This is a genomic window from Pseudomonas sp. N2-3-1-14 (genome assembly GCF_041228395.1).
Taxonomy (GTDB): Bacteria; Pseudomonadota; Gammaproteobacteria; order Pseudomonadales; family Pseudomonadaceae; genus Aquipseudomonas.
In genome coordinates, this window is sequence record NZ_CP166199.1 from 1,038,120 (window position 1) to 1,053,384 (window position 15,265).

Annotated in this window: 15 protein-coding genes; 12 read left to right on the forward strand and 3 right to left on the reverse strand. The window is 59.3% G+C overall.

Going from position 1 to position 15,265, the window contains the following annotated elements:
* Positions 1-91: 91 nt before the first annotated feature.
* The 3 genes from AB5I78_RS04785 to AB5I78_RS04795 all read left to right on the forward strand — a co-directional run bounded on the left by AB5I78_RS04785 (position 92) and on the right by AB5I78_RS04795 (position 3,731).
* Complete coding sequence (locus AB5I78_RS04785) at positions 92-1,354, forward strand: ATP-binding protein (protein ID WP_106578640.1); 1,263 nt, start codon at positions 92-94, stop codon at positions 1,352-1,354.
* Positions 1,347-1,907, forward strand: a complete 561-nt coding sequence (locus AB5I78_RS04790) for a response regulator transcription factor (protein ID WP_003171731.1) — start codon at positions 1,347-1,349, stop codon at positions 1,905-1,907. Before AB5I78_RS04785 ends, AB5I78_RS04790 begins: the two co-directional genes overlap by 8 nt.
* Positions 1,908-2,006: 99 nt before the next feature.
* Positions 2,007-3,731, forward strand: a complete 1,725-nt coding sequence (locus tag AB5I78_RS04795) for an ABC transporter ATP-binding protein/permease (protein WP_369302586.1) — start codon at positions 2,007-2,009, stop codon at positions 3,729-3,731.
* A 193-nt stretch (positions 3,732-3,924) separates the two neighbouring features.
* Here AB5I78_RS04795 and AB5I78_RS04800 read toward each other — a convergent pair whose 3' ends face one another.
* Positions 3,925-4,362 carry a YhcB family protein gene (locus AB5I78_RS04800; protein WP_145165233.1) on the reverse strand — a complete coding sequence of 146 codons (438 nt, stop codon included), beginning with the start codon at positions 4,360-4,362 and terminating at the stop codon, positions 3,925-3,927.
* 147 nt (positions 4,363-4,509) lie between these two features.
* Between AB5I78_RS04800 and AB5I78_RS04805 the strand changes: the two genes are divergently transcribed.
* The 3 genes from AB5I78_RS04805 to zapE all read left to right on the forward strand — a co-directional run bounded on the left by AB5I78_RS04805 (position 4,510) and on the right by zapE (position 7,693).
* On the forward strand, positions 4,510-5,139 hold the full coding sequence (locus AB5I78_RS04805; RefSeq protein WP_065900651.1) for an alpha/beta hydrolase: 630 nt from the start codon (positions 4,510-4,512) through the stop codon (positions 5,137-5,139).
* Between the two features lie 24 nt (positions 5,140-5,163).
* Entirely contained in the window at positions 5,164-6,519 is a 1,356-nt protein-coding gene (locus tag AB5I78_RS04810) for a tryptophan--tRNA ligase (protein ID WP_262210131.1), read from the forward strand.
* Positions 6,520-6,598: 79 nt separating this feature from the next.
* Positions 6,599-7,693 carry a cell division protein ZapE gene (gene zapE, locus AB5I78_RS04815; protein ID WP_145165227.1) on the forward strand — a complete coding sequence of 365 codons (1,095 nt, stop codon included), beginning with the start codon at positions 6,599-6,601 and terminating at the stop codon, positions 7,691-7,693.
* A 127-nt stretch (positions 7,694-7,820) separates the two neighbouring features.
* Here the strand turns inward: zapE and AB5I78_RS04820 are convergent, their stop codons facing one another.
* Complete coding sequence (locus AB5I78_RS04820) at positions 7,821-8,717, reverse strand: GlxA family transcriptional regulator (RefSeq protein ID WP_369302610.1); 897 nt, start codon at positions 8,715-8,717, stop codon at positions 7,821-7,823.
* Positions 8,718-8,961: 244 nt separating this feature from the next.
* Between AB5I78_RS04820 and AB5I78_RS04825 the strand changes: the two genes are divergently transcribed.
* Positions 8,962-10,098 (forward strand): acyl-CoA dehydrogenase family protein, encoded by a 1,137-nt coding sequence (locus AB5I78_RS04825; protein WP_369302587.1) that lies wholly within the window; start codon positions 8,962-8,964, stop codon positions 10,096-10,098.
* Positions 10,099-10,210: 112 nt separating this feature from the next.
* On the opposite strand, the gene AB5I78_RS04830 is transcribed toward AB5I78_RS04825, so the two are convergent.
* On the reverse strand, positions 10,211-11,251 hold the full coding sequence (locus AB5I78_RS04830) for an NADP(H)-dependent aldo-keto reductase (RefSeq protein ID WP_369302588.1): 1,041 nt from the start codon (positions 11,249-11,251) through the stop codon (positions 10,211-10,213).
* A gap of 248 nt (positions 11,252-11,499) precedes the next feature.
* Between AB5I78_RS04830 and rplM the strand changes: the two genes are divergently transcribed.
* The 5 genes from rplM to AB5I78_RS04855 all read left to right on the forward strand — a co-directional run bounded on the left by rplM (position 11,500) and on the right by AB5I78_RS04855 (position 15,187).
* Complete coding sequence (rplM, locus tag AB5I78_RS04835) at positions 11,500-11,928, forward strand: 50S ribosomal protein L13 (protein WP_003171742.1); 429 nt, start codon at positions 11,500-11,502, stop codon at positions 11,926-11,928.
* A gap of 14 nt (positions 11,929-11,942) precedes the next feature.
* Positions 11,943-12,335 carry a 30S ribosomal protein S9 gene (rpsI, locus tag AB5I78_RS04840; protein ID WP_003171743.1) on the forward strand — a complete coding sequence of 131 codons (393 nt, stop codon included), beginning with the start codon at positions 11,943-11,945 and terminating at the stop codon, positions 12,333-12,335.
* A 265-nt stretch (positions 12,336-12,600) separates the two neighbouring features.
* A complete protein-coding gene (gene petA, locus AB5I78_RS04845) occupies positions 12,601-13,197 on the forward strand; it encodes a ubiquinol-cytochrome c reductase iron-sulfur subunit (RefSeq protein WP_003216040.1) in 597 nt (198 codons plus the stop codon).
* A complete protein-coding gene (locus tag AB5I78_RS04850; RefSeq protein WP_145165219.1) occupies positions 13,197-14,408 on the forward strand; it encodes a cytochrome bc complex cytochrome b subunit in 1,212 nt (403 codons plus the stop codon). Before petA ends, AB5I78_RS04850 begins: the two co-directional genes overlap by 1 nt.
* Positions 14,408-15,187 (forward strand): cytochrome c1, encoded by a 780-nt coding sequence (locus tag AB5I78_RS04855; RefSeq protein WP_369302589.1) that lies wholly within the window; start codon positions 14,408-14,410, stop codon positions 15,185-15,187. The genes AB5I78_RS04850 and AB5I78_RS04855 overlap by 1 nt, the downstream gene beginning before the upstream one ends.
* Positions 15,188-15,265 lie beyond the last annotated feature (78 nt).

Below are 15,265 nucleotides of genomic sequence, written 5' to 3' on the forward strand. Positions count from 1 at the left end.
GCCTGCGTCAAAGAGCCACACGCGCCGTGCCAGCGGGTCTGCTTCGTTTATACTCCTGCCGATCCGCCTGCAGCGCTCACCGGGAGAGCTCATGCTCGCCGCCGTAAAACTGACTTCCGCCACCCGCCAGAACCTCTGGCGCCTGACGTTCATTCGTACCTTGGTACTGGCCGCACAGGCCGGCTCCGTCGGGCTCGCGTATTGGTTCGACCTGCTGCCGCTGCCGTGGCTGCAGCTGGCCGTGACCCTCGGCTTTTCCATCGTGCTGTGTGTGTTCACCGCCATTCGGCTGCGCACCACGTGGCCGGTGACCGAGCTGGAATACGCGCTGCAATTGGCCTGCGACCTGTTTATCCACAGTGTGTTGCTTTATTTCTCCGGTGGTTCCACCAACCCGTTCGTGTCTTATTACCTGGTGCCGCTGACCATTGCCGCCGTGACGTTGCCATGGCGCTATTCGGTGGTGCTGTCGGGCATCGCGCTGACGCTGTACACCTTGCTGCTGGCGCAGTTTTACCCCCTGAAGACCTTCCCTATCGCCCGGGAAAATCTGCAGATCTACGGGATGTGGCTGAGCTTTGCGCTGTCTGCTGCGGTTATCACGTTTTTCGCCGCGCGCATGGCCGAAGAGCTGCGCCGCCAGGAAGAATTGCGCGCCATTCGCCGTGAAGAGGGCCTGCGTGACCAGCAGTTGCTCGCCGTCGCCACCCAGGCCGCCGGCGCCGCCCATGAACTGGGCACACCGCTGGCAACCATGAGCGTACTGCTCAAGGAAATGACCCAGGACCATCACGACCCGGCGCTGCAAGATGACCTGAGCGTGTTGCAGGAACAGGTCAAGCAGTGCAAGCAGACCTTGCAGCAACTGGTACGCGCCGCCGAGGCCAATCGCCGCCTGGCGGTGGAGATGCAGGACGTGACCCAGTGGCTCGACGAAGCCCTGAACCGCTGGCACCTGATGCGCCCCGAAGCCAGTTACCGTTTCAACCTGCTGGGCCAGGGCAGCGTGCCGCGCATGGCGCCACCACCAGACCTGACGCAGGCGTTGCTCAACCTGCTGAACAACGCCGCCGATGCCTGCCCTGAAGGGTTGGGCGTGCAGCTGGACTGGGACGCGGAAAACGTGACCATCAGCATTCGTGACCACGGCGCGGGCGTGCCGCTGGCCATTGCCGAGCAGATCGGCAAACCCTTCTTTACCACCAAGGGCAAAGGCTTCGGCCTCGGCCTGTTTTTGAGCAAGGCCAGCGTGACCCGCGCGGGCGGCTCAGTGAAGCTCTATAGTCATGAGGAAGGTGGCACGCTCACCGAGCTGCGCCTGCCCCGTGTCGCACGAGGAGATATCGATGAGTGACGAGATCCAAGTCGAAGGCGAAGAACTGCCGCACCTGCTGCTGGTAGATGACGACGCCACCTTTACCCGCGTGATGGCGCGCGCCATGAGCCGCCGTGGTTTTCGCGTGAGCACCGCAGGCTCGGCCGAAGAAGGCCTGACCATCGCCCAGGCCGATTTGCCGGACTACGCCGCGCTCGACCTGAAAATGGACGGCGACTCCGGCCTGGTGCTGCTGCCCAAGTTGCTGGAACTCGACCCCGAAATGCGCGTGGTGATCCTCACCGGTTACTCGAGCATCGCCACCGCCGTCGAGGCCATCAAGCGCGGCGCCTGCAATTATTTGTGCAAGCCGGCGGACGCCGACGACGTGCTGGCCGCGCTGCTCTCCGAGCATGCCGACCTCGACACCCTGGTGCCGGAAAACCCGATGTCGGTGGACCGTCTGCAGTGGGAGCATATTCAGCGCGTGTTGACTGAACACGAAGGCAATATCTCCGCTACCGCCCGTGCCCTGGGCATGCACCGGCGTACCCTGCAACGCAAGCTGCAGAAGCGTCCGGTACGGCGCTGAACAAAGTCTGAACAATCTGCTTCAGGCTGCACGGAGCCCTGAACCGATCGTCTATGATCGGTTCAAACGCCTGTCACTTTTTCCTACCGAGCCTGAACGATGAATCAGAACGCTGAGTACTCCGCGGTCAACGATGCGGTGCGTGGGCACTTCTTTCGCCGAACCTGGGCGATGATCACGCCCTATTGGCGCAGCGAAGAGAAGGGCAAGGCCTGGTTGTTGCTGGCTGCAGTGATTGGCCTGTCGCTGTTCAGCGTGGCGATCTCCGTGTGGATCAACCACTGGTATAAAGACTTTTACAACGCGCTGGAGAAGAAGGACACCGCCGCCTTCTGGCAGCTGATCGGCTATTTCGGCGGGATCGCCGCCGTAGCGATTCTCGGCGCGGTCTACCGCCTCTACCTGACTCAGATGCTGACGATCCGCTGGCGTGCCTGGCTCACCGAAAAGCATTTTGCACGTTGGCTTGCCCACAAGAATTACTACCAGCTGGAGCAGGGCGGTTACACCGATAACCCGGACCAGCGGATTTCCGAAGACCTCAACAACTTCACCTCCAGCACCTTGAGCCTTGGCCTGGGCCTGCTGCGTAACGTGGTCAGCCTGGTGTCGTTCTCGATCATCCTGTGGGGTGTGTCGGGCAGTATCGAAGTGTTTGGTTTCACCATCCCCGGTTATATGTTCTGGTGCGCATTGGTGTACGCGGGCGTCGGTAGCTGGCTGACCCACCTGATCGGCCGCCGTTTGATCGGCCTGAGCAACCAACAACAACGCTTTGAAGCAGACCTGCGTTTCTCCATGGTGCGTGTGCGTGAGAACGCCGAGAGCATCGCCTTGTACAACGGCGAGCCGAATGAAAACCAGCGCCTGAGCGCACGCTTTGGCAAGGTCTGGCACAACTTCTGGGACATCATGAAAGTGTCCAAGCGCCTGACCTTTTTCACCGCTGGCTACAGCCAGATTGCGATCATCTTCCCCTTCATTGTCGCCGCGCCACGCTACTTCACCGGCAAGATCGAGCTGGGCGAGCTGATGCAAATCAACTCGGCGTTCGGCAACGTGCAAGAGAACTTCAGCTGGTTTATCAACGCGTATTCGGAGCTGGCTTCATGGCGCGCGACCAGTGATCGTCTGCTCAGCTTCCATCAGGCCATGAGTGACAACGAGCAGCGTGTGCCCGCCATCGATGTGCACCCCGAGGGCGAGCGCCTGGTGGTGAAAAACCTGGGCATGGATTTGGCTGACGGTCGTCACTTGCTGACCGACGCCGACATGACCGTAGAGCCGGGCCAGCGCGTGATGCTCAGCGGGCGCTCAGGCAGCGGCAAGAGTACGCTGCTGCGCGCAATGGGCCACCTCTGGCCAGCGGGCCACGGCAGCATTCGTCTGCCGGCTGCGCGTTACCTGTTTCTGCCGCAAAAGCCTTACTTGCCCATTGGCACGCTGAAGGCTGTGTTGAGTTATCCACAAGACGACAGCGCGTACTCGGCCGAACGTTATGCACAGGTCCTGGAAACGTGCCGCCTGCCGCATCTGGTTGCGCGCCTGGACGAAGCCAATCACTGGCAACGCATGCTCTCGCCGGGTGAGCAGCAGCGGCTGGCTTTTGCTCGCGCGTTGTTGTTCGCGCCGCAATGGCTGTACATGGATGAAGCCACCTCGGCGATGGATGAGGAAGACGAGGCCACGTTGTATCAAGCATTGATTGACGAGCTGCCGGGACTGAGCATCGTCAGCGTCGGCCATCGCAGCAGCCTCAAGCGCTTCCATGGGCGGCATGTACGGATTGACGGTGGGTTGTTGCAGGAGCAGCAACCGGCTTAAGGTCGTATGCGGTCAATGTGGGGGCGGGCTTGCTCGCGAATACGGTCTGTCAGTTAGCGATGTGCTGACTGACCCAACGCGTTCGCGGGCAAGCCTGCTCCCACAGTGGATCTCCAGTGTTATGGAAAGTGAAGCCCAATAAAAAGCCCGGCTGATCATCGATCAGCCGGGCTTTTTGTTGCTTGCAGAAGACTTACTTCTTCAAGCCGTAATGCTCATCCAGCATGCCTGGGGCGTCCGGCGTTTTTGGCGCGTAGTCCCGTGGTGGCTCCTGGTTTTCCCGCGGAGGCGTCAGGCGCTCCCGTGGCGCGTGCGGTGCATCGGAATGCAGCGCGGCCAGCAGACGCTGGCGGGTGATGTCGTCGAGGGCCAGGCGGTTAGCGCCATCGGCGAGGTGATCCTGTACGTCCTGGTAGCTCTGGGTAAGCTTCTTGACCAGGGTCGCGGTGCTGTTGAAGTGGGTAACAACCTCGTTCTGATAACTGTCAAAACGTTCCTGAATGTCATCCAGCTGACGCTGCGTGCGGTTAGGCGCGGCATTTGGCAGCAGGCGGGCAACCAGGAATCCAATGGCGACACCGGCAACCAAGGCGAGAGTCGGCAACAACCAAACTAAGAGCGAGTGTTCCACGAGTCCTTCCTCTATAAACGGCTTTGCTTTACGTTAACGGCTCGGACCTGCGCTGTATACCGCGATTAAGCTCGCAATGATGCCATGCACAGACTTTTAGCTAGACGAGTCGACCCTTTGTGAGGTCACGGAGTTCATTCCTTGCTCATGCGTGAAACCCCCGTTTTGATCGATGGCCCGGTTGGCCAATTGGAAGCCCTGTACCTGGATCACCCCGAGCCACGTGGCCTGGCGCTGATCTGCCACCCTAATCCGGTGCAGGGCGGGACCATGCTCAATAAAGTTGTCTCGACCCTGCAACGCACCGCTCGCGATGCCGGTTTGATTACTTTACGTTTCAATTACCGTGGCGTCGGTGCCAGCGCCGGTACCCACGACATGGCCACCGGCGAAGTGGACGATGCCGAAGCGGCCGCCACCTGGCTGCGGGAAAAACACCCCGACCTGCCGATCACCCTGCTCGGGTTTTCCTTTGGTGGTTACGTGGCCGCCAGCCTCGGCGGCCGTCTGGAAGCCAAGGGTGAAAAGCTCGCGCACCTGTTCATGGTGGCCGCCGCCGTGATGCGCCTGCGTGATACCGACGTGCTGCCCCAAGGCTGCCCATTGACTTTGATCCAGCCGGAAACCGACGAAGTGGTCGACCCGCAGGTGGTCTACGATTGGTCCGCTGCCTTGAAACGCCCCCATGAGCTGCTGAAAGTGGCAGAATGCGGGCACTTTTTTCATGGCAAGCTCACCGATCTCAAGGATCTGGTGCTGCCGCGCCTCTCGAATTGATAGCAGTCTGATAAGCGATTACCCATGACGACTCGTACCCGTATTCTCACCGGCATCACCACCACCGGCACGCCGCACCTGGGCAACTACGCCGGTGCGATCCGCCCGGCGATCCTCGCCAGCCAGGACGCGAATGCCGACTCCTTCTACTTCCTGGCCGACTACCACGCCCTGATCAAATGCGATGACCCGCAGCGCATCCAGCGCTCGCGTATGGAAATTGCCGCGACCTGGCTGGCCGGTGGCCTGGATGTGAACCGGGTGACGTTCTATCGCCAGTCCGACATCCCGGAAATTCCTGAACTGACCTGGCTGCTGACCTGTGTTGCCGCCAAGGGCCTGCTCAACCGCGCCCACGCCTACAAGGCCTCGGTGGATAAAAACCTGGAAACCGGCGAAGACCCGGACGCGGGCATCACCATGGGCTTGTACAGCTACCCGGTGCTGATGGCGGCGGACATCCTGATGTTCAACGCGCACAAGGTGCCGGTCGGTCGCGACCAGATCCAGCACGTGGAAATGGCCCGCGACATTGGCCAGCGTTTCAACCACCTGTTTGGCAACGGTAAAGAATTCTTCACCATGCCTGAGGCGTTGATCGAAGAAAGCGTCGCCACCTTGCCGGGCCTGGATGGCCGCAAGATGTCCAAGAGCTACGACAACACCATCCCGTTGTTCACAAGCGCCAAGGACATGAAGGAGGCGATCTCGCGGATCGTCACCGACTCGCGTGCCCCAGGCGAAGCCAAAGACCCGGACAACTCCCACCTGTTCACCCTGTTCCAGGCGTTTGCAACCAAGGCCCAGGAAGAAGAATTCCGTGCCGAGCTGCTGCAAGGCCTGGGCTGGGGCGAGGCAAAGAGCCGTCTGTTCCAACTGCTCGACGGCCAACTGGGGGAGGCGCGCGAGCGTTATCACCAACTGATGTCGCGCCCCTCGGACATGGAAGACCTGTTGCTGATCGGTGCCCAGAAAGCCCGCGCCGTGGCGGCGCCGTTCCTGGCTGAGCTGCGTGAAGCGGTGGGCCTGCGCTCGTTCGTCAATCAGGCCGCCGCGCCGGTGGCAGCCAAGAAGAAAGCCGCCAAAGCTGCGCGCTTTGTGAGCTTTCGCGAAGACGACGGCAGCTTCCGCTTCCGCCTGCTGTCGGCCGACGGCGAGCAACTGCTGCTGTCGCGCAATTTCGCCGACGGCAAAGCGGCCGGTGCGGTGACCAAGCAACTGCAAAACGGCGACGCGCTGGATGTACGCACTGAGGCCCTGAGTTTCAGCGTATGGCTCGATGGCGCGGTGGTTGCCGACAGTGCTGCGTTCGCCGACGAAACGTCGCGCGATGCCGCCATCGCCGCGCTGCGCGTTGCGTTGACCCCAACCGAGGATTAACCCGACCAAGGGTTGATTGCCATTATCCAGGGCCGTCGTTACAGTGACGGCCCGTTTTTGTTGCCTTGCTAACGAAATTATGACGCCCCTAGAACGATATCAAGCTGATCTGAAGCGCCCTGAATTCTTCCATGACGCCGCGCAGGAAAATGCGGTGCGTCATTTGCAGCGCCTGTACGACGACCTGGTCGCGGCCTCGCAAAACAAGCCAGGGATGTTCAGCAAGCTGTTTGGCAAGAAAGACCATACGCCGGTCAAAGGCCTGTACTTCTGGGGTGGCGTGGGCCGCGGCAAGACTTACCTGGTCGACACCTTCTTCGAAGCGCTGCCGTTCAAGGAAAAGGTGCGTACGCACTTTCACCGCTTCATGAAGCGCGTGCACGAAGAAATGAAGACGCTGCCGGGCGAGAAAAACCCGCTGACCATCATTGCCAAGCGTTTCTCCGACGAGGCGCGGGTGATTTGTTTCGACGAATTCTTCGTCTCCGACATCACCGATGCCATGATCCTCGGCACCCTGATGGAAGAGCTGTTCAAGAACGGCGTGACCCTGGTTGCGACCTCGAACATCGTGCCCGATGGCTTGTACAAGGACGGCCTGCAACGCGCGCGCTTCCTGCCGGCCATCGCGCTGATCAAGCAGAACACCGAGATCGTCAACGTCGACAGCGGCGTCGACTATCGCCTGCGTCACCTTGAGCAAGCGGAGCTTTACCACTACCCGCTGAACGAGGCCGCGCTGGACAGCCTGAAAAAAAGCTTCCGCGCGCTCACGCCGGAATGCACCAAGGCGGTCGAAAACGACAAGCTGATGATCGAGAACCGCGAAATCATCGCGCTGCGCACCTGCGATGACGTGGCCTGGTTCGAGTTCCGCCAGCTGTGCGATGGCCCGCGCAGCCAGAACGACTACATCGAACTGGGCAAGATCTTCCACGCGGTGATCCTGAGCGGCGTGGAACAGATGAGCGTCACCACTGACGACATTGCGCGCCGGTTTATCAACATGGTGGACGAGTTCTACGACCGCAACGTCAAGCTGATCATCTCGGCGGAAGTCGAACTCAAGGACCTCTACACCGGCGGTCGCTTGAACTTCGAATTCCAGCGCACGCTGAGCCGCTTGCTGGAAATGCAGTCCCACGAGTTCCTGTCGCGCGGGCACAAACCCTAACAGCGACACGCATAAATGGTGGGAGGGGGCTTGCCCCGATAGCGGTGTGTCAGGCCAGGTGTACTGACTGACCGACTGCTATCGGGGGCAAGCCCCCTCCCACATTTTTTACGGTGTTTGACCCTGCTTAAGCGGCTTGCTGGAACTGCTGCCGGTATTGATTCGGCGACAGCTCGGTGTGCTGGCGGAACAGCCGCGCAAAGAAGCTCGCATCGTCGTAACCCACCTCATAGCTGATGGTCTTGATGCTTTTGCGGCTGCCCGAGAGCAAGCCTTTGGCGGTCTCGATGCGCAGGCGTTGCAGGTAGTGCAGCGGCTTGTCGCCGGTGGCGGTCTGGAAACGGCGCATGAAGTTGCGGATGCTCATGCCGTGTTCGCGGGCGACGTCTTCGAAGCGAAACTTGTCGGCAAAGTGCTCTTCGAGCCAGTGCTGGATCTGCAGGATGATCACGTCCTGGTGCAGCTTCTGCCCACCAAAACCAATGCGCCCCGGTGCGTAGCTGCGTTGCACTTCGTAGAGGATGTCGCGGGCCACGGCCTGGGCGATGTTGGCGCCGCAGAAGCGTTCGATCAGGTAGATATAAAGGTCGCACGCCGAGGTGGTGCCGCCGGCGCAATACAGGTTGTCGGCGTCGGTCAGGTGCTTGTCCTGGTTGAGCTGCACCTTGGGGAAGCGTTCGCTGAAAGCATTGAAGAAACGCCAGTAGGTGGTCGCCTCCTTGCCATCGAGCAATCCGGCCTCGGCCAGCCAGAACACCCCGGTGGCCTCGCCGCAGAGTACAGCGCCGCGTGCGTGTTGCTGGCGCAGCCAGGGCAGCACTTGCGGGTAGCGTGTGCATAACGCGTCGAAGTCGTCCCAGAAGGCCGGTAGCACGATGATGTCGGCGTCTTCCAGGCCGCCGTCCACCGGCATGATCACATCACTGAAGCTGCGCACCGATTGCCCGTCGGGGCTGACCAGACGCGTTTCAAACGCCGGGGTCAGGCCCAGGCCTTGTTGTTTGCCATAACGCAGACTGGCCAGATGGAAGAAATCCTTGGCTTGCATGAGGGTGGAAGCGAATACCCGATCAATGGCCAAAATGCTGACGCGCCGCAAGGGCGTGGAGATTTGGTTAGACATAATTTCATTTATTCTTATAGGGGAAAGTGGTCACCAGACGGCTGGATCGTCTTATTTTTTGTCGCATGTGTCCAGTGTCCCGTGACGGCTTCGCGGCATAGGCTCTGTGGTCTGGCCTTTGTCCGACAATCCACGCAGGTGACCCATGATCCCCAGAACCTTGTTCAGCTCGGAGCACGAACTCTTTCGCGAGAGCGTGCGCACCTTCCTTGAAAAACACGCCGCGCCGTTCCATGGGCAATGGGAGAAACAGGGCTATATCGACCGTGCGTTGTGGAGCAAGGCGGGGGAGGCGGGGATGCTTTGCTCCCACTTGCCGGAAGAGTATGGCGGCCTGGGCGCCGACTTTCTCTACAGCGCGGTGGTGATCGAAGAGGTCAGTCGCCTGGGTTTGACAGGCATCGGTTTCTCGCTGCATTCGGACATCGTCGCGCCGTACATCCTGCATTACGGCAGCGAGGCGCTGAAGCAGAAGTACCTGCCCAAATTGATTTCCGGTGAAATGGTGACGGCCATCGCCATGACCGAGCCAGGGGCGGGTTCCGACTTGCAGGGCGTGAAGACCACCGCGGTGCTGGACGGCGATGAGTACGTGATCAACGGCTCAAAAACCTTCATCACCAATGGCTTTCTCGCCGAGCTGGTGATCGTCGTGGCCAAGACCGATCCCAAGGCCGGCGCCAAGGGCACCAGCCTGTTTCTGGTGGAAGCCGACACGCCGGGCTTCGACAAGGGCAAGCGCCTGGAGAAGGTGGGCATGAAGGCCCAGGACACCTCGGAGCTGTTTTTCCAGGACGTGCGTGTGCCCAAGGGCAACCTGCTGGGGCAGGCGGGCATGGGCTTCGCCTATTTGATGCAGGAGTTGCCGCAGGAGCGTTTGACCGTGGCGATTGGTGCGCTCGCATCGGCGGAGGCGGCGCTGCAGTGGACCTTGGAATACACCCGTGAGCGCAGGGCGTTCGGCAAGGCGATTGCCGATTTCCAGAACACCCGGTTCAAGCTGGCGGAGATGGCCACGGAGATTCAGATCGGTCGCGTATTTGTCGACCAGTGCATGGCGTTGCACCTGGAAGGCAAGCTCGACGTGCCTACTGCCGCGATGGCCAAGTACTGGGCCACGGACCTGCAATGCAAGGTGCTCGACGAGTGTGTGCAGCTGCACGGCGGTTACGGTTTTATGTGGGAATACCCGATCGCGCGGGCCTGGGCGGATGCGCGGGTGCAGCGGATTTATGCGGGGACCAACGAAATCATGAAGGAGATTATTGCGCGAGCGCTTTGACTTTCGGTGGTGCTCAGGGCCTCATCGGGGGCAAGCCCACTCCCACATTTTGATGTGTGAATACAGTCAAATGTGGGAGCTGGCTTGCCTGCGATAACGCTTTGGGGATCAATCAAGGCGCTGGATTCGGATGATCCTTCTGAATCGCTTCAATCCCTTCCAGTACCTCTTTCGACAGCTTCAAGTCAGCGCTGGCGATGTTGCTATCCAGTTGCTCCAAAGACGTCGCACCAATGATGTTGCTGGTCACAAACGGCTGTTGCGTCACAAACGCCAAGGCCATCTGCGCCGGGTCCAGGCCGTGTTCACGCGCCAGCGCCACATAGCGGCTGCACGCCGCTTCGGACTGCGGGTTGAAATAGCGGCTGAAACGGCTGTATTCGGTCAGGCGTGCCTTGGCCGGGCGTGCGCCGTTCTCGTACTTGCCGCTGAGCATGCCGAACGCCAGGGGCGAATACGCCAGCAGGCCGCACTGTTCACGAATCGCCACTTCCGCCAGGCCCACCTCAAAGCTGCGGTTGAGCAGGTTGTAGGGGTTCTGGATCGACACCGCGCGGGGCCAGCCACGGGCTTCGGCCAGGGCGAGGAATTTCATGGTGCCCCACGGGGTTTCGTTGGACAGGCCGATGTGGCGGATCTTGCCGGCTTTTACCTGCTCGTCCAGCGCTTCGAGGGTTTCTTCCAGCGGGGTGAGGTCGTCTTCGTCCTTGTGCTTGTAGCTCAGTTGGCCGAAGAAGTTGGTGCTGCGTTCCGGCCAGTGCAACTGGTAGAGGTCGATCCAGTCGGTTTGCAGGCGCTCGAGGCTGGCATCCAGTGCTTCGACGATGTGCTTGCGGTTGTGGCGCAGGTGGCCGTCGCGGATGTAGTCGATGGTGTTGCCGGGGCCGGCGATCTTGCTGGCGAGGATCCAGTCGGCACGGTCGCCGCGGCTTTTGAAGTAATTACCGATGTAACGCTCGGTAGTGGCATAGGTATCGGCCTTGGGCGGCACCGGGTACATTTCCGCCGTGTCGAGGAAGTTGATCCCCGCGGCCTTGGCCCGTTCGATCTGCGCGAAGGCCTCTGCCTCGCTGTTCTGCTCACCCCAGGTCATGGTGCCCAAGGCTATCGCGCTTACGTTCAGATCGGTTCGGCCCAGCTGTCGATAATCCATCGGGTACTCCTTCAGGGAAAACAATCATAAAAGCAGGTTGAATTTTTTTTCGCAATCTGCATAATTGCCCACCTCTTTCTGCAGTGGAAGTGATGCGCCGCCTGCCGAAGAATCTTGCCGTTGAACGGACGCGCCGACCCGAGCCCCCGATAGCGTCTGTATCCGGCTGCCTTTGACTTGTCAAAGTACGCACTATTCAGTAAGATCCGCCGTCTAATTTACAGGGCGGCCCCTGAGGCTATTAAAGAATGACAACTTTTACTGCAAAACCGGAAACAGTTCAGCGCGACTGGTTTGTCGTCGACGCCGCTGGTCAGACCCTGGGTCGTCTGGCCACTGAAGTCGCCAGCCGTCTGCGTGGCAAGCACAAGCCTGAGTACACCCCTCACGTTGACACCGGTGACTACATCGTGATCATCAACGCTGAGCAGGTACGTGTTACCGGCAACAAAGCGCAAGACAAAATGTACTACCGTCACTCCGGTTTCCCAGGCGGTATCAAGTCTTCGAACTTTGAAGGCCTGATTTCCAAGAAGCCTGAAGCCCCGATCGAAATCGCGGTCAAAGGCATGCTGCCGAAGGGCCCACTGGGTCGCGATATGTTTCGCAAGCTGAAAGTCTATGCGGGCGCTGTACACCCTCATGCTGCTCAGCAGCCCCAAGAACTGAAGTTTTAACGGAATAGTTCATTATGTCGGCGACTCAAAATTACGGCACTGGCCGTCGCAAAACCGCAACCGCACGCGTTTTCCTGCGTCCGGGCACTGGTAACATCTCGATCAACAACCGCACTCTGGACAACTTCTTCGGTCGCGAAACTGCCCGCATGGTAGTTCGTCAGCCGCTGGAACTGACCGAGACTGTTGAAAAGTTCGACATCTACGTCACCGTTATCGGTGGCGGTGTAAGTGGTCAAGCTGGCGCAATCCGCCACGGTATCACTCGCGCTCTGATGCAGTACGACGAAACCCTGCGTGGCGCACTGCGCAAAGCTGGCTTCGTAACTCGCGATGCTCGTGAAGTTGAACGTAAGAAAGTCGGTCTGCGTAAAGCGCGTAAGCGTCCGCAGTACTCGAAGCGTTAATTCGCTTTACGTTCCACAAAAACGCCCAACTCCTCACGGAGCTGGGCGTTTTTTATTGCCTGCGATTTATGCACAAATTTCGCCGTGACAACTTGCCACATCCGTAGACCCCCTATACTACAAGGCCTGGAGAGGGAGCCCCGGGCAATTCCCTTGTCATACGTGGGGCTTTTCATTACCATTCGGCAAAATTTTTATAAGTAAAGATTCAACACTTAGTAGACGCCTGATTTAACAGGCCAAAAAGCTGATGGGAGAGGACTGAATGAGCAATGACGGCGTGAATGCAGGCCGGCGTCGCTTCTTGGTAGCAGCCACATCCGTGGTGGGTGCTGCAGGAGCGGTGGGGGCTGCGGTCCCGTTCGTGGGGTCATGGTTTCCCAGTGCCAAGGCGAAAGCCGCAGGTGCACCGGTGAAGGTGAATGTCAGCAAGATCGACCCAGGCCAGCAGATGATTGCTGAGTGGCGCGGTCAGCCGGTCTTCATCGTTCGTCGTACTGAGGAAATCCTGGGGAATCTGAAAAAAATCGAAGGTCAGCTGTCTGATCCCGACTCGAAGAATTCCGACCAACCCGCCTACGTCGATAAGGAAATCCGTTCGATCAAGCCAGAGATTCTGCTGCTGATCGGTATCTGCACCCACCTCGGCTGCTCGCCTACCTTCCGCCCTGAAGTTGCTCCTGCCGACCTGGGCAAAGACTGGGTGGGTGGTTACTTCTGCCCTTGCCATGGCTCTCATTACGACCTGGCCGGCCGCGTCTACAAGTCACAACCCGCACCACTGAACCTGCCAGTTCCGCCACATCACTACGAGACTGACAGTGTCATTGTCATTGGCGTCGACGAGGGGGAGAAAGCCTGATGAGCAAGTTCATGGATTGGGTGGATGCGCGCTTCCCCGCTACCAAAATGTGGGAAGACCATCTCAGCAAGTATTACGCACCAAAAAACTTCAACTTCTTCTACTTCTTCGGCTCCCTGGCGCTGTTGGTGCTGGTCAACCAACTCGTCACCGGCGTCTGGCTGACGATGAGCTACACACCTTCGGCTGAAGAGGCCTTTGCGTCCGTTGAAGGGATCATGCGCGACGTCGAGTACGGCTCGATTCTGCGTTTGCTTCACTCCACCGGCGCCTCGGCGTTCTTCATCGTGGTCTACATGCACATGTTCCGTGGCTTGCTCTACGGCTCATACCAAAAACCCCGCGAGCTGGTGTGGGTGTTTGGCATGCTGATCTATCTGGCGCTGATGGCAGAGGCCTTCATGGGTTACCTGCTGCCGTGGGGGCAGATGTCGTACTGGGGCGCTCAGGTGATCATCTCGCTGTTCGGCGCGATTCCGGTCATCGGCAACGACCTGACCCAATGGATTCGTGGTGACTACCTGATTTCCGGCATCACCTTGAACCGCTTCTTCGCCTTGCACGTTGTGGCCCTGCCGATCGTGATTCTCGGCCTGGTGGTGCTGCACATCCTGGCGCTGCACGAAGTGGGTTCGAACAACCCCGATGGCGTCGACATCAAGAAGCACAAAGACGAAAACGGCATCCCTCTGGACGGCATTCCGTTCCACCCGTACTACACCGTGAAAGACATTGTCGGCGTGGTGGTGTTCTTGTTCATCTTCTGCTCGATCGTGTTCTTTTTCCCGGAGATGGGCGGGTATTTCCTCGAGAAGCCTAACTTCGAACAGGCCAACGCCTTCAAAACGCCTGAGCACATTGCACCGGTCTGGTACTTCACGCCGTTCTACGCGATCTTGCGGGCGATTCCAGACAAGCTCATGGGCGTTGTTGCCATGGGCGCCTCGATTGCGCTGTTGTTTGTCCTGCCGTGGCTTGACCGCAGCCCGGTCAAATCGATGCGCTACAAGGGATGGTTGAGCCGAATCTGGCTGGTCGTGTTCTGCATCGCGTTCATGCTGCTGGGCTGGACCGGCGTCCAGGCACCGAAGCCTGCGCTGACGTTGCTGTCGCAGGTCTGCACCTTCCTGTACTTCGCCTACTTCATTCTGATGCCGTTCTACACCCGGCTCGAGAAGACCAAACCGGTTCCGGAAAGGGTGACTGGCTGATGAAAAAGTTATTCGTTGCTTTGATGCTTGCGGCACTGCCGCTACTGTCCTTCGCGGCCGAGCAGGGCCCGGAACTGGAAAAAGTCGATATCGACGTCTCTGACAAAGCTGCAATGCAAGATGGCGCGCGTACCTTCGCCAACTACTGCATGGGCTGCCACAGCGCCAAGTTCCAGCGCTATGAGCGGGTTGCCGATGACCTCGGTATCCCTCATGAGCTGATGCTGGAGAAACTGGTGTTCACCGGCGCCAAGATTGGCGACCACATGAACATCGGCATGCAGCCTGCCGACGCCAAAGCCTGGTTCGGTGCTGCCCCGCCTGACCTGACTCTGGTGGCGCGCGTGCGGGGTACCGACTGGCTGTATGGCTACCTTAAATCCTTCTACGAAGACCCGACGCGCCCTTGGGGTGTGAACAACAAAGTCTTCCCGAACGTCGGTATGCCTAACGTTCTGGTCGGCCTGCAGGGTCGCCAAGTGGTAGGATGCAAGCAGGTTCAGGTCGTTGAAGACGGCAAGAAGCAATATGATCCGTTGACCGGCACGCCTCTGACGCATGAAGCGTGTGATCAACTGACCATAGTGCCCAAGACCGGTACGCTGAACGAAGAGCAGTTCGACGAGAAGGTCAAGAATCTGGTGACCTTCCTGGCCTACTCGGCCAACCCGGTCAAACTGCAACATCAGCGCATCGGTACCTATGTATTGCTGTACCTGGCCTTCTTCTTCGTATTCGCCTATCTGCTCAAACGCGAATACTGGAAGGATGTGCATTGATCCAACCGTAAGCAATTGCTGTTAATCTTGCGCGCCCAGCGGCATCTCTGAACACGTAGCGGTCTGGTTGAACCAGGC

What these genes read in the sequence shown, in the direction of transcription:
- AB5I78_RS04810 (WP_262210131.1), top strand. Translation starts at nt 5,164, where the DNA reads ATGACGACTCGTACCCGTATTCTCACCGGCATCACCACCACCGGCACG.
- rpsI (WP_003171743.1), top strand. Translation starts at nt 11,943, where the DNA reads ATGTCGGCGACTCAAAATTACGGCACTGGCCGTCGCAAAACCGCAACC.
- AB5I78_RS04855 (WP_369302589.1), top strand. Translation starts at nt 14,408, where the DNA reads ATGAAAAAGTTATTCGTTGCTTTGATGCTTGCGGCACTGCCGCTACTG.
- AB5I78_RS04850 (WP_145165219.1), top strand. Translation starts at nt 13,197, where the DNA reads ATGAGCAAGTTCATGGATTGGGTGGATGCGCGCTTCCCCGCTACCAAA.
- AB5I78_RS04795 (WP_369302586.1), top strand. Translation starts at nt 2,007, where the DNA reads ATGAATCAGAACGCTGAGTACTCCGCGGTCAACGATGCGGTGCGTGGG.
- AB5I78_RS04830 (WP_369302588.1), bottom strand. Translation starts at nt 11,251, where the DNA reads ATGGATTATCGACAGCTGGGCCGAACCGATCTGAACGTAAGCGCGATA.
- AB5I78_RS04805 (WP_065900651.1), top strand. Translation starts at nt 4,510, where the DNA reads ATGCGTGAAACCCCCGTTTTGATCGATGGCCCGGTTGGCCAATTGGAA.
- rplM (WP_003171742.1), top strand. Translation starts at nt 11,500, where the DNA reads ATGACAACTTTTACTGCAAAACCGGAAACAGTTCAGCGCGACTGGTTT.
- AB5I78_RS04785 (WP_106578640.1), top strand. Translation starts at nt 92, where the DNA reads ATGCTCGCCGCCGTAAAACTGACTTCCGCCACCCGCCAGAACCTCTGG.
- petA (WP_003216040.1), top strand. Translation starts at nt 12,601, where the DNA reads ATGAGCAATGACGGCGTGAATGCAGGCCGGCGTCGCTTCTTGGTAGCA.
- AB5I78_RS04790 (WP_003171731.1), top strand. Translation starts at nt 1,347, where the DNA reads ATGAGTGACGAGATCCAAGTCGAAGGCGAAGAACTGCCGCACCTGCTG.
- zapE (WP_145165227.1), top strand. Translation starts at nt 6,599, where the DNA reads ATGACGCCCCTAGAACGATATCAAGCTGATCTGAAGCGCCCTGAATTC.
- AB5I78_RS04825 (WP_369302587.1), top strand. Translation starts at nt 8,962, where the DNA reads ATGATCCCCAGAACCTTGTTCAGCTCGGAGCACGAACTCTTTCGCGAG.